This window comes from Falsiroseomonas ponticola (assembly GCF_016805305.1).
GTDB lineage: Bacteria > Pseudomonadota > Alphaproteobacteria > Acetobacterales > Acetobacteraceae > Falsiroseomonas > Falsiroseomonas ponticola.
Window position 1 is genome coordinate 25304 of sequence record NZ_JAERQN010000018.1, and the last position, 17818, is coordinate 43121.

At 73.9% G+C, this 17818-nt stretch carries 16 protein-coding genes; 11 read left to right on the top strand and 5 right to left on the bottom strand.

From position 1 onward, the window contains the following. The first annotated feature begins 72 nt into the window (after positions 1–72). The gene (locus JJI54_RS30065; RefSeq protein WP_203077114.1) at positions 73–2637 is read left to right on the top strand and encodes an AsmA family protein; all 2565 of its coding nucleotides are present in this window, start codon (positions 73–75) and stop codon (positions 2635–2637) included. Positions 2638–2653: 16 nt separating this feature from the next. Here the strand turns inward: JJI54_RS30065 and JJI54_RS30070 are convergent, their stop codons facing one another. Beyond that, positions 2654–3715, bottom strand: coding sequence for an amino acid ABC transporter substrate-binding protein (locus tag JJI54_RS30070; protein ID WP_226382246.1), 1062 nt, complete (start codon positions 3713–3715; stop codon positions 2654–2656). A gap of 171 nt (positions 3716–3886) precedes the next feature. Here JJI54_RS30070 and JJI54_RS30075 point away from each other — a divergent pair, with 171 nt between their 5' ends. The 3 genes from JJI54_RS30075 (at position 3887) to ykgO (ending at position 6008) form a co-directional block, all read left to right on the top strand. Beyond that, on the top strand, positions 3887–4582 hold the full coding sequence (locus tag JJI54_RS30075) for a DUF533 domain-containing protein (protein WP_203077115.1): 696 nt from the start codon (positions 3887–3889) through the stop codon (positions 4580–4582). Beyond that, positions 4579–5817, top strand: coding sequence for a 3-sulfinopropanoyl-CoA desulfinase (acdA, locus tag JJI54_RS30080; RefSeq protein WP_203077116.1), 1239 nt, complete (start codon positions 4579–4581; stop codon positions 5815–5817). Before JJI54_RS30075 ends, acdA begins: the two co-directional genes overlap by 4 nt. 65 nt (positions 5818–5882) lie before the next feature. After that, positions 5883–6008 (top strand): type B 50S ribosomal protein L36, encoded by a 126-nt coding sequence (gene ykgO, locus JJI54_RS30085; RefSeq protein WP_092961043.1) that lies wholly within the window; start codon positions 5883–5885, stop codon positions 6006–6008. 218 nt (positions 6009–6226) lie between these two features. On the opposite strand, the gene JJI54_RS30090 is transcribed toward ykgO, so the two are convergent. Next, positions 6227–6592, bottom strand: coding sequence for a hypothetical protein (locus JJI54_RS30090; RefSeq protein WP_203077117.1), 366 nt, complete (start codon positions 6590–6592; stop codon positions 6227–6229). Positions 6593–6753: 161 nt separating this feature from the next. On the opposite strand from JJI54_RS30090, the gene JJI54_RS30095 reads away from it, so the two are divergent. Genes JJI54_RS30095 through JJI54_RS33070 form a run of 3 tightly spaced genes read left to right on the top strand, consistent with a single transcriptional unit; the run spans position 6754 to position 10864 of the window. Next, on the top strand, positions 6754–8184 hold the full coding sequence (locus JJI54_RS30095; RefSeq protein ID WP_203077118.1) for an FAD-linked oxidase C-terminal domain-containing protein: 1431 nt from the start codon (positions 6754–6756) through the stop codon (positions 8182–8184). After that, on the top strand, positions 8181–9338 hold the full coding sequence (gene glcE, locus JJI54_RS30100) for a glycolate oxidase subunit GlcE (RefSeq protein WP_318987611.1): 1158 nt from the start codon (positions 8181–8183) through the stop codon (positions 9336–9338). Before JJI54_RS30095 ends, glcE begins: the two co-directional genes overlap by 4 nt. Next, positions 9335–10864, top strand: a complete 1530-nt coding sequence (locus JJI54_RS33070; protein ID WP_203077119.1) for a M81 family metallopeptidase — start codon at positions 9335–9337, stop codon at positions 10862–10864. The genes glcE and JJI54_RS33070 overlap by 4 nt, the downstream gene beginning before the upstream one ends. 356 nt (positions 10865–11220) lie before the next feature. Here JJI54_RS33070 and JJI54_RS30110 read toward each other — a convergent pair whose 3' ends face one another. Next, a complete protein-coding gene (locus JJI54_RS30110) occupies positions 11221–11409 on the bottom strand; it encodes a hypothetical protein (RefSeq protein ID WP_203077120.1) in 189 nt (62 codons plus the stop codon). Positions 11410–11620: 211 nt separating this feature from the next. On the opposite strand from JJI54_RS30110, the gene glcF reads away from it, so the two are divergent. Both glcF and JJI54_RS30120 read left to right on the top strand, forming a co-directional pair. Next, positions 11621–12955: a glycolate oxidase subunit GlcF gene (glcF, locus tag JJI54_RS30115; RefSeq protein ID WP_203077121.1), complete on the top strand. Its 1335-nt coding sequence runs from the start codon at positions 11621–11623 to the stop codon at positions 12953–12955. Positions 12956–13008: 53 nt separating this feature from the next. Next, positions 13009–14004 carry a Bug family tripartite tricarboxylate transporter substrate binding protein gene (locus JJI54_RS30120; protein WP_203077122.1) on the top strand — a complete coding sequence of 332 codons (996 nt, stop codon included), beginning with the start codon at positions 13009–13011 and terminating at the stop codon, positions 14002–14004. A gap of 68 nt (positions 14005–14072) precedes the next feature. Here JJI54_RS30120 and JJI54_RS30125 read toward each other — a convergent pair whose 3' ends face one another. Together JJI54_RS30125 and JJI54_RS30130 are read right to left on the bottom strand one after the other, a co-directional pair. Next, positions 14073–14867 (bottom strand): alpha/beta fold hydrolase, encoded by a 795-nt coding sequence (locus JJI54_RS30125; RefSeq protein WP_203077123.1) that lies wholly within the window; start codon positions 14865–14867, stop codon positions 14073–14075. Between the two features lie 4 nt (positions 14868–14871). Further along, positions 14872–15834: a Bug family tripartite tricarboxylate transporter substrate binding protein gene (locus JJI54_RS30130; RefSeq protein ID WP_203077124.1), complete on the bottom strand. Its 963-nt coding sequence runs from the start codon at positions 15832–15834 to the stop codon at positions 14872–14874. A gap of 227 nt (positions 15835–16061) precedes the next feature. Between JJI54_RS30130 and JJI54_RS30135 the strand changes: the two genes are divergently transcribed. Beyond that, a complete protein-coding gene (locus tag JJI54_RS30135; protein WP_203077125.1) occupies positions 16062–16661 on the top strand; it encodes a tetratricopeptide repeat protein in 600 nt (199 codons plus the stop codon). Between the two features lie 89 nt (positions 16662–16750). Then, complete coding sequence (gene ada / locus JJI54_RS30140) at positions 16751–17818, top strand: bifunctional DNA-binding transcriptional regulator/O6-methylguanine-DNA methyltransferase Ada (RefSeq protein ID WP_203077126.1); 1068 nt, start codon at positions 16751–16753, stop codon at positions 17816–17818.

The window sequence follows — 17818 nt, forward strand, 5'->3', positions numbered from 1 at the left end:
ATAGTCCTCGCCGTACCGCCTGAACGATTCCGCTCCGGGGCGTTGAAGCCGGCAAACCGGGAGTTTCCGCCAGTGTCCGACACATCAGCCCCGCAGCCCCGCCGCACGCGCCGCTGGCCCTGGGTGGTGCTGGGCGTCGTCGTCGCCATCCCCGTGGTGGCGGCCGGCGCGGCCTATGTCTTCCTGGACCCCGAGAAGCTCCGCCCCCGCCTGGTCGCCGCCGTGGAGCAGGCGACGGGACGGCGCTTCGAACTCGGCGAGATGCGCCTCGCTTTGTCGCTGGTGCCGACGGTCGAGCTGCGCGACATCACGCTGGCCAACCCGGAAGGCTTCAGCCGCCCCGCCATGCTGACCGCGAAGCGCGTGGAGGTGCAGGCCGCCCTGCTGCCGCTGCTGTCCCGCCGGGTCGAGGTTGCGCGGGTCGTGGTGGAAGAACCCGACCTGCTGCTGGAAACGCGCGCCGATGGCGCCAGCAACTGGCTCTTCGCCCGCCCGGCGGCGCCCGGCGCGCCCTCCGCGCCCGCCACCCCCGCCGCGCCCGCGCAGCCCCTGCAACTCGCCATCGATTCGCTGCGGCTGGAACGCGGCACCATCGCCTGGCGGGATGCCCGCCCCGGCGGCCGCAGCGAAACCCTCGCCCTGGCGCGGATCGAAGCCGCCGCCCCTGCCGCCGGGCCGCTGCGGGCGGAGGGCGATGTCGCGCTGCGCGGCCAGGCCGTCTCCCTGGCCCTCCAGGGCGGCCGCCTCTCGGCCCTGGGCGCGGCGGAGCCCTGGCCCGTCGATCTCCGCCTGGCCAGCCTGGGGGCGGAGGTCGCGCTGCGCGGCACGCTGGCCGCCGGCCAGGCCTGGACGGCGCAGGTCACGGCGCGCGCCGCGGATCTGACGCGCCTCGCGCCGCTGGTGCCGGACGTGCCGCTGCCGCCCCTGCGCGACGTGGCGCTGGCCGCCGCCGCCACCGGCACGGGCGGGGCGCTCGCCACCCTCTCGGGCCTCGATCTCCGCATCGGCGAATCGGACCTCTCCACGCTCCGCCCCGGGCTGCGCCTCGCCAGCGCGACGCTCACCGCCGAACGGCCTGACGCGCCGCTGGCGCTGCAGGCGGAGGCGCGGCTGGCCGACCAGCCGCTGCGCCTCTCCGGCCGCCTCGGCACCCCCGCCCAGCTCGCCGGCCAGGCGCCGGGCCCGCTGCCGGTCGATATCCGGCTGGAGACGGCCGGCGCCGCCGCGACGCTCGCCGGCCGCATCGCCGATCCGCGCGCGCTGTCCGGCGTGGACCTCGCCATCACGGCGGAGGCCGCGGACCTCGCCACCCTCTCGCCCCTCGCCGGCACGGCCCTGCCGCCGATCCGGCAGGTCAGGCTCTCCACCCGCCTGGCGGAGCGCACCCCGGGCTTCGCCGGCGGCGCGCATCTGCGCGACCTCCGCCTCGCCTCCTCCGCCGGGGAAGCCACGGGCGAACTGACCCTGGTGGTGGGGGAACGCCCCGGCATCACCGGCCGCCTGGCCTCGCCGCGCCTCGACCTCGATGCGCTGCGCGCCGCCACCGCCGCCGCGCCCGCCCCCGCCGCCGCGCCAGCCGCCCCCGCGGCGCCGGCCGCGCCCGCCGACGGCCGCCTCATCCCCGACATCGCCCTGCCGCTGGCGGCGCTGCGGGTGATGGATGCCGAGCTGCGGCTGGAGATCGCCGCCCTGACGCTGAACGGCCAGGAATGGCGGCAGGTGGTCGCGCCGGTGAAGATCGATGCCGGGCGCGGCGGCCTTTCGCCGCTGACGGCGCAGACGCCGGCCGGCCCGCTCTCCCTCGACCTCACCGCCGATGCGCGGGCGGAGGTGCCGGCGCTGCGCCTCGTCGCCCGCTCCCCGGGCCTCGACCTCACGGCGCTGCAGGCCATGGCGGGGCAGCCCAACCGCCTGTCCGGCCGGGCGGAGTTGGATGCCGATCTGCGCGGCCAGGGCATGCGGCTGCGCCAGGTCGCCGCCACGCTCTCCGGCCATCTGGGCCTGGCCATGCTGGGCGGCCATGCGGAGCCCGCTTTGGTGCAGCCCGTCCAGGCGGCGCTGCGCGAACGCGTGCCCGTGCTGCCGCCGCTGCCGAACCGCCTGCCGATCGAATGCATCGCCATCCGCGCCGATGCGGAAGGCGGCGTCGCGCGGCTTTCGACCCTGCTGCTGGACAGCCCGGCCGCTAAGGTCGCCGGCACGGGCAGCATCAACCTCGGCGATGAATCGCTGAGCCTGCGCATGCTGCACGATGTCCGCGCCGCGGGGGCGGAGGTGCGGGTCTCCGCCGATCTCGGCGGCACCCTGGCCAGCCCCGCCTATCGTGGCGTGCGGGCGGAGAACCTGGCCGCCGTGCTCGGCAACCTGGCCGGGCAGGTGGGGGGCGACCTCGGCGCCGTGCTGGGCGCGCTGGCGCCGCGCGGCAACAACGCCGCCCGCCCGGCGCCCCTGCCGGATTGCGGCCCGGCGCTGACCGCGGCGCGCGGCGGGCGGGAAGGGCAGGTCCCCGCCGCCCGCCCCGCACCCCAGGCCGCACCCCAGGCCGCCCCTCCGGCGGCGGCCCCGCAGGCCGCGCCGGAACGCCGCCCGGGCATCCCCCAGCCCGCCGACCTGCTGCGCGGCCTGCTCGGGCGCTGAGGCGCCCGGCGGAGCCTCAGCGCAGCGGCGGCGAGAACATCAGCCCGCCCTGGTCCCACAGCCGGTTGAGGCCGCGCGCCAGGCCATAGGGCGCGGCATTCCGCTCCCACACCTCCCCGTAATGGCCGACGGCCTTGATGGCATTCGCCGCCCAGCGCCGGTCGAGCCCCATGGTCGGCCCGATATCGCCCGCCCCCAGCAGGCGCCGCACGTCGGAGGAAGGGGAGGGCCCGGGATTGTCCACCGTGGCCGCCGTCACGCCCTGCTGCTCCGCCCACACCAGCGCGAATTGCGTCCAGCGCACGATGTCCAGCCACTGGTCGTCGCCCTTGCGGATCCAGGCGCCGAGCGGCTCCATGGTGATGTTCTCGGGCAGCAGCAGGAAGTCGTCGGGATTGGCCTGCGTCATGCGGAAGCCCGACAGCCCGGTCATGTCCCGCGTGTAGACGTCGCAGCGCCCGGACAGGAAGGCGCGGATGATCTCGTTCGGATCGTCGATCAGGATGGGCTGGAAGGAAAGCCGGTTGGCCCGGAACCATTCCTGCAGGATCACCTCCGTCGTCGATCCCGGCGGCACGCAGATGGTCGCGCCATCCAGCTGCGCCAGCCGCGTGACGCCAAGCGAGCGGCGCACCAGGAAGCCCTGGCCGCTGTAGTAGTTGGCCGCGGCGAAGACGAGGCCGAGCTGCGTCTCCCGCGTCGTCGTCCAGGTCGTGCTGCCATAGAGCACGTCGATGTCGCCGCTCTGCACCGCCGGGAAGCGCGTCATCCCCGTGACGGGGCGGATCACCGCCTTCTCCGCATCGCCGAAGATGGCGGCGGCCAGCGCCCGGCAGGAATCGACATCCATGCCCCGCCACACCCCGCGGCTGTCCGGCAGGGAGAAGGGCGGGTTGTTGGACTGCACGCCGCAGACCACCTGGCCGCGGGCGCGGATGGCGGCCAGGGTCGGGGAGCCCGGCGCCTGCGCGACCGCGGGGAGCACGGCGCCGGCGCCCATCACCAGGCCGAGCGCCGCCGCCGCGGCGCAGCGCCCTGCCAGGCGGCGGATCGCCGCCCGCGCTTGGACCATCATCATGCGAAAACTCCTTCCGCGGTGGGGCTTCAGCCTAGGCCCCGGCGCCGCGGCGCTGGAACACCCGCCCCGTCGCGTCCATCTGATGGAAAGGCCGGCGCCCGCCCGCCCGCCGGGCGCTTGCCTGGCGGCAGCGCGCTGCGATAACCGGCTGCGAATCGGGAGAATGGAACGATGGACCTTGGCCGAGTCCTCGGCGCCCTGCTCGGCGGCGCCGCCGCGCCCCCGCGCCGCCGGCGCCGCGCCGCGCCATCGCCCTTCGGCGGGGCCGGCCGCGGCACCTCCAACCAGCTGGGCCGCATCCTGGGCACCGCCGCCGCCACGGCGATCGAGGCCATGATCCGCAACAGCCAGCGCGCGCCGGACCCCGCCCCGCGAGAGGCCGCCCGCCCGGCGCCCCGGCCGGTGCGGGACGTGCAGGGCCCCTGGTCCGCCCCCGCCGAGCCCCGCCGCATGCCCAGCACCGGCGCCTCCCCCTGGAACCGCCCGGCCCCCGCGCCAGAGCCCGAGGGCCCCGGCGCCGAGGATGCGGAGAGCCTGCTCCTCATCCGCGCCATGATCGCCGCCGCCAAGGCCGATGGCACGGTGGACGCCACCGAACGCCGCGCCATCGCCGCCCAGCTGGACGCCGCCGGGCTGGAGGCGGATGACCGTGACTTCGTCCTGGCCGATTTCGACCGGCCCCTGGCGCCGGAGGCCTTGGCGAAGGAGGCGACGGACCCGATGCTCCGCGCCCGCCTCTACGCCGCCGCCGTGGCCGCGATGGGGGAGGTGACGGCGCCGGAGCGGGACTGGCTCGACCGCCTGGCCCGCGCCATGAAGCTGGACCGCGCCGCCGCCGCGGCGATCGAGGAGAGGTTGCAGGGATGAGCGCCGACGGTCTGACGAAGGAACAGGCAGCGCTGCGCGACCGCGCCCGCGAACTGGCGAAGGAGGCCGCCGCCCAGGCCGCCGACACCGACCGCAGCGGCCAATACCCCTGGCCGATGGTCCGCAGGATGACCGAGGCCGGCTTCATGGGCCTGACCATCCCGCGCGAATGGGGCGGGCCGGGCGGCTCCGTGATGGACGCGGTGCTGGTGGTGGAGGAATTCGCCAAGGCCTGCGCCGTCTGCGGCCGCATCGCGGTGGAGGCGAATATGGGCGCCGTCGGCGCCATCATGGCCTATGGCACCCCGGCGCAGCGCAAGCTCGCCGCCGGCATCGTGCTGGCCGGCGACAAGCCCGCCATCTGCATCACGGAACCCGAGGCAGGCTCCGCCGCGACGGAGATGGCGACGACGGCCGTGAAGCGCGGCGACCGCTGGATCATCAACGGCGCCAAGACCTGGATCACCGGCGGCGGCGTCTCCCGCCTCCACCTCATCTTCGCCCGCGTCATCGAGGAGGGCGAGTTCAAGGGCATCGGCGGCTTCATCGTCGTCCGCAACGGGGAAGGCGATCCCGCCGGCCTCGTCGTGAAGCGCCGCATCCCCTCCCTCGGCCTCTGCGGCATGCCGGAGGCGGAGCTGGAGTTCCGGGACCTCGAGGTCGCGGACGAGATGGTGCTGCGCGCGCCCGGCGGCTGGCAGCGCGGCTTCGGCCGGCTGATCGATGCCTATAACGGCCAGCGCGTCGGCGCGGCCACGGTGGCGCTGGGCCTGGCCGCCGGGGCGCATGACCATGCGCTCGCCCGCGCCGGCGCCCGCCGCCAGTTCGGCCGCCCCATCGCGGAATTCCAGGGCCTGGGCTGGATGCTGGCCGACATGTCGATCGAGCTGGAAGCCGCCCGCGCCCTGATCCACCGCGCCGCCCGCAGCGCCGGCCCCGCCGGCTTCCCCGACCGCCTCGCCGCCGCCCAGGCCAAGGTTTTTGCCAGTGAGATGGCGATCAGGGTCACGAACAGCGCGCTGCAGGTCTGGGGCGCCGCCGGCTATTCCAGGGACAACCCGATGGAGCGCTACCTGCGCGACGCCCGCATGTTCGCCATCGCCGGCGGCACGGCGCAGGTGCTGCGCAACCAGGTCGCCGAGCAGATCCTCGGCCGCAAGCTGCCGCAGACCCGCGACGGCTGGCTGAAGCTGATCGCGCAGGAACAGTCGGCGGGCAAGCTGGCGGCGGATTGAGCCCCGCCAGGTTGACAGTCCGGCCTCCGCCACCTATCCCGCCGCACCCCACCAGGACCACGACCATGAAGATCCGCAACAGCCTCAAGACCGCCAAGACCCGCGACAAGAACTGCTTCCTGGTTCGCCGCAAGGGCCGCGTCTACGTGCTGAACAAGAAGAACCCGCGCCTGAAGGCCCGCCAGGGCTGAGGCTGCGCGCCCCGGGCCTTCGCGCCCGGGATGCTTTCGTGGGGTTCTGAACGCCGCGCCGGGGCAACCCGGCGCGGCTTTCCGTTGTCCGCTGGGCCGGGGCAACCCGGCGCGGCATTCCGTTGTCCGCGGGGCCGGGGCAACCCGGCGCGGCTTTCCGTTGTCCACGGGGCCGGGGCAACCCGGCGCGGTCTTCGGTGCCGTCCCGGGCCGGGCCGTCAGCGCGGAACCAGCCGTTCCGTGCCCAGCCCGCCCTCGCGCCCGGCCGTCCAGATGCCCTGCATCGAACCGTCCGGCCCGATCTCGTACAGCACCGTGCCCAGCGTGCCGCCCTGGGTATAGGCCACGGCCAGCGTCTTGCCGTTGGACACGCCGACGCCGTTGATCGTCTCCCCGGCCACGCGCCAGGACAGGCGCCAGGTCTGCGGCCCCGTGGGCGTGAACTGCACCGCGCCGGTGTAGCGGCTGCCATCGCCGCCCATGCCCTCCACGGCATAGAAGCCGGCCCGCTGCGCCGCCGCCGGAGTGCCCAGCACCGCCGTCCCGGCCACGCCGAGCACCAGCGCCGCCGCGGCCGTCATCATGCGTCCCATCCTGATCCTCCTGTTCCTGGGTGGTGGCATCCTCATCGCATCAACCCGGTTACGCAGAGGTAAGGGACGCATGCGCGCCAGCTTGCCGCAAGCCGCCGGCACCGCCATCTTCCTGCCAACCAGAAGACCCCCAACCGGACACCGAGGTCGCCATGATCGCGCTGCCGCCGCCCAAAGCCGGCATCCTCGCCCGGCGGGATGAGATCATCGCCGCGCTCCGCGCCCTGGTGCCCGGCGAAGGCGTCATCGGCGACGAGACCCGCCTCAAGCCCTATGAGACCGACGGCCTCTCCGCCTATCGCCAGCCGCCGCTGGCCGTGGTGCTGCCGACGACGACGGAGCAGGTGGCGGCCGTGATGCGCTACTGCCACCAGCAGGGCATCCGCGTGGTGCCCCGCGGCGCCGGCACCAGCCTCTCCGGCGGCGCGCTGCCGCTGGCGGATGCGGTGGTGATCGGCCTGATGCGCATGAACCGCATCCTGGAGATCGATTTCGACGACCGGCTCGCGGTGGTGGAAGCCGGCGTCACCAACCTCGGCATCACCAAGGCGGTGGAGCATGAGGGCTTCTTCTACGCGCCCGATCCCTCCTCCCAGCTCGCCTGCATGATCGGCGGCAACGTCAACATGAACTCGGGCGGCGCTCATTGCCTGAAGTATGGCGTCACCGCCAACAACCTGCTGGGCCTGAAGCTCGTCACGCCGGAAGGCGAGATCGTGGAGGTCGGCGGCGACCACCTCGACACCGCGGGCTATGACTGGCTCGGCCTGATGACGGGCAGCGAGGGCATGCTCGGCATCGTCACCGAGGTCACCGTCCGCATCCTGCGCGGCCCCGAGGGGGCGCGGGCCATGCTCGCCGCCTTCAAGGGCACGGAGATCGCCGGCGCCGCCGTGGACGCCATCATCGGGTCCGGCATCATCCCCGTGGCGCTGGAATTCATGGACAAGCCCTGCATCCATGCCTGCGAGGCCTTCGCCCATGCCGGCTATCCGCTGGATGCGGAGGCGATGCTGATCATCGAGGTCGAGGGCAGCGTCGCCGAGCAGGATTTTCTCCTGGCCCGCATCAAGGAAATCTGCGCGCGCTTCGACCCCATCAGCCTGAAGGTCGCGACATCGGCGGAAGAATCGATGGCGATCTGGAAGGGGCGCAAGGGCGCCTTCGGCGCGGTCGGCCGCATCTCCCCCGACTATCTCTGCATGGACGGCACCATCCCGACCGGGGAGCTTCCCTTCGTGCTCAAGCGGATCGGGGAGATGAGCACGCAATACGGCCTGCAGGTCGCCAACGTCTTCCACGCCGGGGACGGCAACCTCCATCCGCTGATCATGTTCGACGCCAACAACCCCGCCAGCTTCCGCGCCGCGGAGGATTTCGGCGCCGATATCCTGAAGCTCTGCGTGGAGGTCGGCGGCTGCCTGACCGGGGAGCATGGCGTGGGGGTGGAGAAGCGGGACCTCATGCCTGTCCAGTTCCAGCCGCATGAGCTGGCCCAGCAGCGCGCCATCAAGACCGCCTTCGACCCCGCCTGGCTGCTGAACCCGCACAAGGTCTTCCCGCTGGAAACCCTGCCCCAGTGATCGCCGCCCCCGATACCGAAGCCGGCATCGCCGACGCCATCCGCGCCGCGGCCGGACCGCTGGCGATCGAGGGCCATGGATCGAAGCGCGGCCTGCTGCGCCCCGTCCAGGCCGCGCAGACGCTCTCCACCCGCAACCTCTCCGGCATCACCCTCTACAAGCCGACCGAGATGGTGCTGGCCGCCCGCGCCGGCACGCCCCTACCGGAGATCGAGGCGACGCTCGCGGAGCGCGGCCAGATGCTGGCGCCGGAGCCGATCGACACCAGTGCCCTCTTCGGCACCACGCTGCCCGCCACCATCGGCGGCACCGTCGCCACCAACCTCTCCGGCCCGCGGCGGATCAATGCGGGCTCGGTGCGCGACCACCTGCTCGGCATCCGCTTCGTGAACGGGCGGGGCGAGGTGGTGCGCAGCGGCGGGCGCGTGCTGAAGAACGTCACGGGCCTCGACCTCTGCAAGCTGCTCGCCGGCAGCCACGGCACGCTCGGCGTGCTGACCGAGGTCACGATGAAGGTCCTGCCCGCCACCGAGGCGACCGCCACGCTGAAGGTCGCGGTGCCGGACCTCGCCACCGGCATCCGCGCCCTCTCCGCCGGCCTGACCAGCCCCTATGGCGTCACCGGCGCCGCGCTGCTGCCGGACAGCCCGGTGGCCCTGCTGCGGCTCGAGGATTTTCGCGAGTCGGTCACCTACCGCGCCGGCCGCCTGCGCGCCGACCTTGAAAGGCTGGGCCAGGTCACGCTGGTGGAGGGCGAGGAATCCCGCACCCTCTGGCGCCAGGTCCGCGATGCTGAACCGCTCGCCGCCGCGCCCGGGGATGCCATCTGGCGCCTGTCCATCCGCCCCTCCGCCGCGCCCGCCCTGGTCGCCACGCTTGCAGCCGCCTTCGGCGCCCGCACGCTGCTGGATTGGGGCGGCGGCCTGGTCTGGGTGGCCGGCCCCGCGACCGAGGCCGCGCATGAGGCGGTGGTCGCTGCGACCCAGGCCGCGCGCGGCAGCCACACCCTGTTCCGCGCCCCCGAACCGCTGCGCGCCGCCGTCGCCGTCATCCCGCCGGAAGCGCCGGCGCTGGCCGCCATCGCCGCGCGGGTGAAGGCGGCGCTGGACCCCGCCGGCCTGTTCAACCCCGGCCGCATGCGGGCCGGCCAGTGACCGGCCCGCGGGTCGCCATCTGCGGCCTCCACCTGGAGGTCAACGCCTTCTCCCCCCTCACCACCCGGCAGGATTTCGAGGCGCTGTCCTGGGTGGAGGGGGAGGCGATCACGGAAGCCGGCCGCGCCGCCGTCTCCGCCACCCCCGCCGAGGTGCCCGGCTTCTACCGCCGCATGGACGAGACGGGGCCCTGGCAGCCCGTGCCCCTCATCATGATCAGCGCGCCCCCCGGCGGCATGATGGAGCCCGGCCTCTTCCCCGATTTCATGGCCCGCCTGGCCCGGCACCTCGACGCCGCCGGCCCGATCGACGCCGTCTATGTCGGTAGCCACGGCGCCAGCCGGTCGGTGGAGGAGGCGGACACCGACGGCGCCATCCTGGCCCTGCTGCGCGAACGGCTCGGCCCGGAGGTGCCCATCGTCGGCACGCGCGACCTGCACTGCAATGTCAGCGACCGCCAGGTGGCGATGGCGGACCTCCTCATCGGGTATCGCACCAACCCGCATGTGGACATGCGGGAGCGCGCGGCGGAGGCCGCCGACGCCATCCGCCACCTGCTGGCGACGCGCCAGAAGCCCGAGACCCACTTCATCCGCCTGCCGCTGACGCCGCCGACGGTCACGCTGCTGACCGCCGAGCGGTCGCCCTATGCCGACGCCATCCGGCAGGGGGTCGCGATGCGCGACTCGGACCCGGACCTGCTCGGCATCTCCGTCACCGGCGGCTTCGCCTATACCGACATCCCGAAATGCGGCCTCTGCGTCTGGGCGACCGCGCGGGCGGGGCAGGGGGCCAAGGCGCGCGCGGCGGCCGAGTTGCTGGCCACTGCCATCTGGCGCGACCGCGCCGCGCTCTCCCGCACGCTCACCAGCATCGAGGCTGCGGTGGCGGAGGCCGTCGCGACCGGCGCCGATCCCGCCCGCCCGCGCCTGATCCTGGCCGATGTCGCGGATAATCCCGGCGGCGGTGGCGGCGGCAACACCACGGCGCTGCTCTCGGCGCTGCACGCGTCCGGCGCCCGGGGCGTCGTCTTCGGCGTGCTGGTGGACCCGGCGCTCGCCGCCGCCGCCCATGCGGCCGGGCCGGGCGCGCGGATGGAGGCCGTGGCCAACGCCACCCCATCCCCCTTCGCGGAAACCTTCCGCGTCACCGCCCGCGTGCGCGCCCTGTCGGATGGCCATGGAATCGGCCGCCGCGGTGGCCTGGCCGGCCGCGCCTTCAGCCTCGGCCCCGCCGCGCTGCTGGAACTGGAGGGCAGCGGCCTGCTGCTCGCCGTCGGATCGCTCCGCCGGCAGCTGCAGGACCCCGCCATGCTGGAATTGCTGGGCGTGGATGTGGATGCCGCCCGCACCATCGTCGTGAAGTCCCGCGGCCATTTCCGCGCGGGCTTCGACCTCCACGCCGGCCCCGACCGGACCTGGGAGGTCGATGCCCCCGGCCTGGTCAGCCCGGTCCTGTCCCGCTTCGCCTTCACCGGCCTGCCGCGCCCCGTCTTCCCGCTGGATGCGGAGGCGCGCTGGCCCTAGGGCCTGTGGACACCTGGCTGCGGGCGCGCTCGGCGGCGTCTTTCCGCTCGGGATCAGGGCGACGGTGCAACCCCATCGCCGCCCCGCCTGGCAGGTACGAAAATCCACGCGCCGATCGCATCCCGGGCCACGTGTCCAAAGGCCCTGGACCGGCTTCAGCGTCGGCAGCGACGCCGAGTCCGGTCTGGACGTCAGTTTTCACGCATGGTCCGGGTCATCGGGCGATTCCGCCCGACTTGAAAATGCCCTGGCGGGCGGCAGCCGCCCGGATGGCGCCGCGCGCTGCAAGCCTCGGGGGGGCCTGGCCCGCTTCGCGCCCGGACGATTCCCGTCCGGACGCCCGGGGCCCCGGCGGATCAGCCCGCCGCCGGTTCCCGCCGGTCGCCGCGCCGCCGGTCGCCCTCGCGCCGGTCCGCCTTCACCCCGCCATTCACGCGCAGCAGGGCCTCCTGCCGGGCCGCCTCGACGGGGCCCATCCAGGCAATACGCGATTCGGACAGGGGTTGGGCGCTCACCGGGCTGTGCCGGGCTTGGTCGTTCCGCATTCTGCGTTCCTCCGATCCAACCTTGATATAGGGGCGGATCGAATTCCGTCGATGGAAAACTGTCATGAAAACGGCATCCTGCGTCGCAAGTTGCAAGCCGCCCGTCCTGGGCAGGCGATAATCGCAACCCGCATGCCATGCGCCGGGCCCCACCCGCTTCCCCGGCGGCGTGCCAGGCCCCATCTTCTGGGCCATAGGGGGACAAGCCGGGATGCAGACGAACTTCACCGCCGACCAACTGCGCGACCCGGACATGGCGGAGAGCAACCGCATCCTCCGCACCTGCGTCCATTGCGGCTTCTGCACCGCCACCTGCCCGACCTTCGCCCTGCTGGGCGACGAACTCGATAGCCCGCGCGGCCGCATCTACCTGATCAAGGACATGCTGGAGAATGACCGCCCCGCCACGGCGGAGGTGGTGAAGCATGTCGATCGCTGCCTCTCCTGCCTCTCCTGCATGACGACCTGCCCCTCCGGCGTGAACTACATGCACCTGGTCGATCACGCCCGCCGCCATATCGAGGAAACCTACGAACGGCCGAAGGCGGAGCGCGCGCTGCGCCGCCTGCTCTCCTTCCTGCTGCCCCACCCCGCGCGCTTCCGCCTGGCGCTGATCGGCGCCTCCCTCGGCCGGCCCTTCGCCCGCTTCGTCCCCGGCGCGTCCATGACCGCGCAGCGGCTGCGCGCCATGCTGAAGCTGGCACCCGCCAGCGTGCCCGGTCCGAGCGCGCTGGACCGCCCCGGCATCCACAAGGCGGTGGGGGAGCGTCGCGGCCGCGTCGCGCTGCTGACCGGCTGCGCCCAGCAGGTGCTCGCCCCCTCCATCAACGAGGCCACGATCCGCCTGCTGACCCGCATGGGGATCGAGGTGGTGGTGACGCGCGAACAGGGCTGCTGCGGCGCGCTCGACCACCATATGGGCCACCACGACCCTGCCATGGCGCTGGCCCGCGCCAACATCGCCGCCTGGACCGGGGCAGGGGACCTCGACGGCATCATCATCAACGCCTCGGGCTGCGGGACCACGGTGAAGGATTACGGCTTCATGTTCCGCGCGGAGCCCGGCGACTGGCCCGAACGCGCCGCCCGCGTCAGCGCCCTGGCCATGGACATCTCCGAGGCCCTGCTGAAGTTCGGCTATGCGGCCACCCGCCCCGCCCCCGGCCTGACGGTTGCCTATCACGCCGCCTGCTCCCTCCAGCACGGGCAGAAGATCACCGCCGCGCCGAAGGACCTGCTGAAGCGCGCCGGCTTCGCGGTGAAGGAACCGGCGGAGGGTCACCTCTGCTGCGGCAGCGCCGGCACCTACAACATCCTCCAGCCCGAGATCGCGGGGCAGCTGCGCGACCGCAAGCTCGCCAACCTCGACCGCACCCGCGCGGACCTGATCGCCGCCGGCAATATCGGCTGCCTGACGCAGCTCAGCGGCGGCGCCATGCCCACGGTCCATACGGTGGAACTGCTGGACTGGATGGCGGGCGGGGAGCCACCCCCCGCCGTCGCCACCGCGCTGGCGAAGAAGTCCCGCCCAGCCGGACAAGCTTGACAGTCCAGGCGCGCCCCGCTTCCTCCCGGCCCAACAACGCCGAGAGGATGTCCATGCGCCGCCGCGCCCTGATCGCCGCCACCACCCTGCTGGCCACGCCCCGCCTGGCCCTCGCCCAGACGAACTGGCCGGAACGGCCTGTCTCCCTGGTCGTGCCCTTCACCCCGGGCGGCTCCACCGACATCGCGGCCCGCATCATCGCCGAACGCCTGGCGCCGAGGCTCGGCCCCAATGCCCGGCTGGTGATCGAGAACCGCGCCGGCGCCGGCGGCTCGCTCGGCGCCGATGTGGTCAAGCGCGCCAACCCCGATGGCTACACGCTGCTGGTCGCGACCGCCTCCTCCCACGGCACCAACCCCGCCGCCCTGCCGCAGACCACCCCCTACGACGCGCTGGAGGATTTTTCCTCGATCGCCATCCTGGGCGGCGGGCCGATGGTCATCGTCGTGCCCGGCCGGTCGCGCTTCCGCACCATCCAGGAGCTGATCGCCGCCATGCGGGCGGAGCCCGGTCGCCTGTCCTTCGCCACTTCCGGCGCCGGCGGCATCGGGCACCTCACGGGCGAATACTTCATGGCCCGCGCCGGCGGCGCCACCCCGCTGCGCTCCGAACACATCCCCTACCGCGGCGGCGCCCAGGTGCTGGCCGCCATGGCCGCCGGGGAAGTGGACTGGTCCTGCGAGGTCCTCGCCTCCGCCACCCCCCATTTGCGGGACAACACCTCCCGCGGCCTCGCCATCACCGGCCGCACCCGCCACCCGCTGATGCCGGAAATCCCGACCCTCGCCGAATCCGGCCTGGCCGACTTCGACGTCACCACCTGGAACATGCTGCTCGGCCCCAGGAACCTGCCCGCGCCGCTGGTCGCCCGGCTGAACGAGGCGGTGAACGCCACCCTCGCCGAACCCCAGGTGCGCGACCGCATGGCCACCGCCGGCGTGGACGCCGCCGCTCCCAACACCCCCGCCGAAGCCCGCGCCTTCCTGGCCGCCGAACTCGCGAAGTTCCGCGACATCGTCCGGGTGGCTGGGATCGCCTTGGGGCGGTGAGGGCGTTGTTGCGCCAGTGATGTGCGAGGGGCGCTGTCCCTCGCAAAGCCACCCCCGGAACCCCGCCATCACCCCCCCAGCCAGTCCAGCAGCACCCGGTTGAAGTCGCCGGGCTTCTCGACGTTCGGCAGGTGGCGGGCCTCGGGGATGCTGACGAAACGGCCGTCCGGGACCAGGCGGGCGATGCGTTGGCCTTCGGCGGGGGGCACGGCGTGGTCGTGTTCGCCGCAGAGCACCAGGGTCGGGATCGCCAGCTGCGGCAGGCGGGCGACGTGGCTGAAGCGCATGATGGCTTCGACGCAGCCGCAATAGCCATCGGCGGGGGTGGCTTCGATGGTGGCCAGGATCTCCGCCCAGCGGGCGGGGTTGGCGGCCTGGAAGGCGGGGGTCAGCCAGCGTTCGATGGTGCCCTGGGCCACGGGCTGCACCGACCCGGCGGCGCGCACGGCGTCGAGCCGCGGTCCCCAGATGGCGTCCGCGTTGGGCAGGGATTCCGGCAGCGCGTCGCAGATGGTGATGCTGCGCAGCAGGCCGGGGTGGTCCAGCGCCAGGGCCTGGCCGCTCATGCCGCCCAGCGACAGCCCGACATAATCCACCGGGCCGAGGTCGAGGCGCCGCAGCAGGAAGGCCAGGTCGTCGCCGAGCAGCCGCATCGTGTAGGCGCCTAACGTCGCGGCGCTGCCGCCATGGCCGCGCAGGTCGATGCGCAGCACGCGGTAGCCGGCGGCGAGCAGCACGGGCACCTGTTCCGCCCACATGCCGCCATCGGCGCCGAGCGAGTGGACCAGGCAGACGGTCCGCCGGCCGGGGTCGCCCAGCAGGTCGGCGGAGAGGGTGATGCCATCGGGCGTTCGGATCAGCATGGGCTCAGTCGATCTGGATGTTGATGGCGCGCACCACCTCGCGCCAGTTGCGGACTTCGTCGGCCACATAGGCCTGCGCCTGCTGGACGTCACCGCCGATCGGGTCGAACCCCGCGGCTTGCAGCCGCTGCTGGAAGGCGGGCAGGGCCATGACGCGGCGGATATCGGCGTTCACCTTCGCCAGCACGGCCGGCGGCACCGCGGCGGGGTAGAGCACCGCGACCCAGGCGACGTCGATGATGGGCGGGAAGCCCGCTTCCGCCACCGTCGGCACGTCCAGCATCGTCGTGTTGCGGGTGGCGCTGGTCACGGCCAGGCCCCGCGCCTGCCGCCCCTGCACCTGGGAGACGGCGGAGGGCAGGGAGGTCGCGACCATGTCCACCGTCCCCGCCAGCAGCGCCAGCATGGCGGGCCCGGCGCCGGTGAAGGGGATGTGCTGCGCATCGACCCCGCCCTCCCGCTTGAACAGCAGTTCCGCCGAGAGGTGCGCCGCCACGCCGACGCCCGCGGTGCCGTAGTTGATCGGCCGCCGCCGGCCGAGCTCCACCAGGTCCCGCAGCGTGCGCACGGGGCTGTCGGCGCGTACTACGAAGAGGTTCGGCGTGCCGGCGACGACGCCCGCCACGGCGAATTCCTCCGGCCGGTAGCCGGGCGCGCGGGAGAGCGTCGGGTTGATGGCGAAGGCGCCGGTGGTGACCAGCGCCGTGTAGCCATCCGCCGCGGCGCGCGCGATCTGCTGCGCGGCCACGTTCCCGCCGGCGCCGCCGCGATTCTCCACCACCACCGGTTGGCGCCAGATCTCGGCCAGGTATTCGCCCAGCATCCGCCCGATCAGGTCCGCGAATCCGCCGGGGGCGAAGGCCACGACGAAGCGCACCGGCCGTTCCGGCCAGGCGGGCTGGGCGCTGGCGATGCCGCTGGCGGGCAGGGCGAGGGCGCTGCCGAGCACCATGCGTCGTGTCGTCATGTGGGATTTCCTCCGCGGTTGTTCCGGCTTTACGCAGCGGGATGCAGGCCGGCAAGCCATACCATCAGCCGCGTTGAGTGGCCTGCGGTCGCGATAGGCGACCGAGGCCGCGCATGCGGCCCGCTGCCATGCGGCGAAGCCACGCGCCCGGCGCTTGGGGGCGAGAAGGAAGACCAGCGATCGCTGCGAGCGGCCGTCGGTATGAAGGCTTGCGCAAGGCGGGACCGATGCCGAATTCTCTCCGCATGGTCCTCCGCCTGGCGCTGCCCCTGCTCCTCCTCGCCGTGCCGGCCCTGGCGCAGCCCGCCGCCGCGCCCGCGCCCCGCGCGAACCCGGCCGAGGCCAGGCGCGCGGAGCTCGACCGTCTGTTCGAGGCGCTGAAGACCGCACCCGACACCCAGGGCGGCCAGCTGGTGGAAACCCGCATCCGCGCGCTCTGGAGCCAGGCCGTCTCCCCCGCCACGGGCCTGCTGCTGCGCCGCGGCCTGCGCAACCTGCAGGGGAACGAGGCCGCGGAGGCGCTGGAGGATTTCGACGCCGCCCTGGTGCTGGACCCCGGCGCGGCGGATGCCTGGCTGCTGCGCGCCCGCGCCCAGGCGCGCCTCGGCGATCGCGTCGCCGCGGCGGGCGATTTGCGGGAGGCGCTGCGCCTGGAGCCCCGCCATTTCGGCGCGCTGCTCCAGCTCTCGGAGCTGCAGGAGGAAGCGGGCGACCTGGCCGGCGCGCTGCGCAGCCTGGATGCCGCGCTGGCGCTGCACCCGCGCATGGCGGGCGGCGCGGAACGCCGGCGGGAACTGGCGCGCCGGGCGGAAGGCGACGCGCTGTAGCCGCGGCCCGGGCCACGCCGCCGCAACCCGCGGATGGCCCCGCAGCCCCGGATCGCGTCACATCCCGCCACCGAACACCGGAGGCCCCCATGCCCGACGCCATGCCCGACCCCGACGCCCTCCGCTGGCAGGCCGTCCTCGCGCGTGATCCCGCCCTGGCCGGCGCGCCCTTCCTCTATGCCGTCACCACCCAGGGCGTCTTCTGCAAGCCCGGCTGCCCCTCCCGCCCGCCGCTCCGCCGCAACGCCCGCTTCTACGCCGATGTCGCGGCGGCGGAGGCCGATGGCTTCCGCGCCTGCAAGCGCTGCGACCCCAAGGGCGACCGCGCCCGCCTGCATGCCGATGCCGTCGCCGCCGCCTGCGCCCTGATCGAGAAGTCGGAGACGATCCCGAGCCTGGACGCGCTGGCCGCCCGCGCCGGCTATGCGCGCCACCATTTCCTCCGGCTGTTCCGGGACATCACCGGCGTCACGCCGCGCAGCTACGCGGAAGGCGTGCGCGCCCGCCGCCTGCAATCCGCCCTCGCCACCGGGGAACGGGTGGCCGATGCCGTGGCCGGCGCCGGCTTCGGCAGCGAATCGCGGGTCTATGAGGACACCGCCCGCCACCTCGGCATGACCCCCGGCGCCGCCAGGCGTGGCGGGCAGGGGGAGGTGATCCGCATCGCCCGCGCCGACAGCGCCATGGGCCCGCTGCTGGTCGGCGCCACGGCCGCCGGCATCTGCTTCATCGGCTTCAACGAGACGCCCGGCGCGCTGGAGGGCGACCTCCGCGCCCGCTTCCCCCAGGCCCGCATCGAGGAAGCGCCCGAGGCCCTGGCCGAGGCCATCCGCCAGGTCACCGCCTTCATCGAGGAACCGAAGGCCGCCCTTGCCCTGCCGCTCGACCTGCGCGGCACGGCATTCCAGCGGCGGGTGTGGGAAGCGCTGGTCGCGATCCCGCTCGGCGAGACCCGCACCTATTCCGGCCTGGCCGCCGCCATGGGCCAGCCCGCCGCGACGCGCGCGGTGGCACGGGCCTGCGCGCAGAACCCGGTGGCGCTGGCGGTGCCCTGCCACCGCGTCATCGGTGCCAGCGGGGACCTGACGGGCTATCGCTGGGGCGTGCCCCGCAAGGCGGCGCTGCTGGCCGGCGAACGCCGGGCGAAGGCGGGGTAG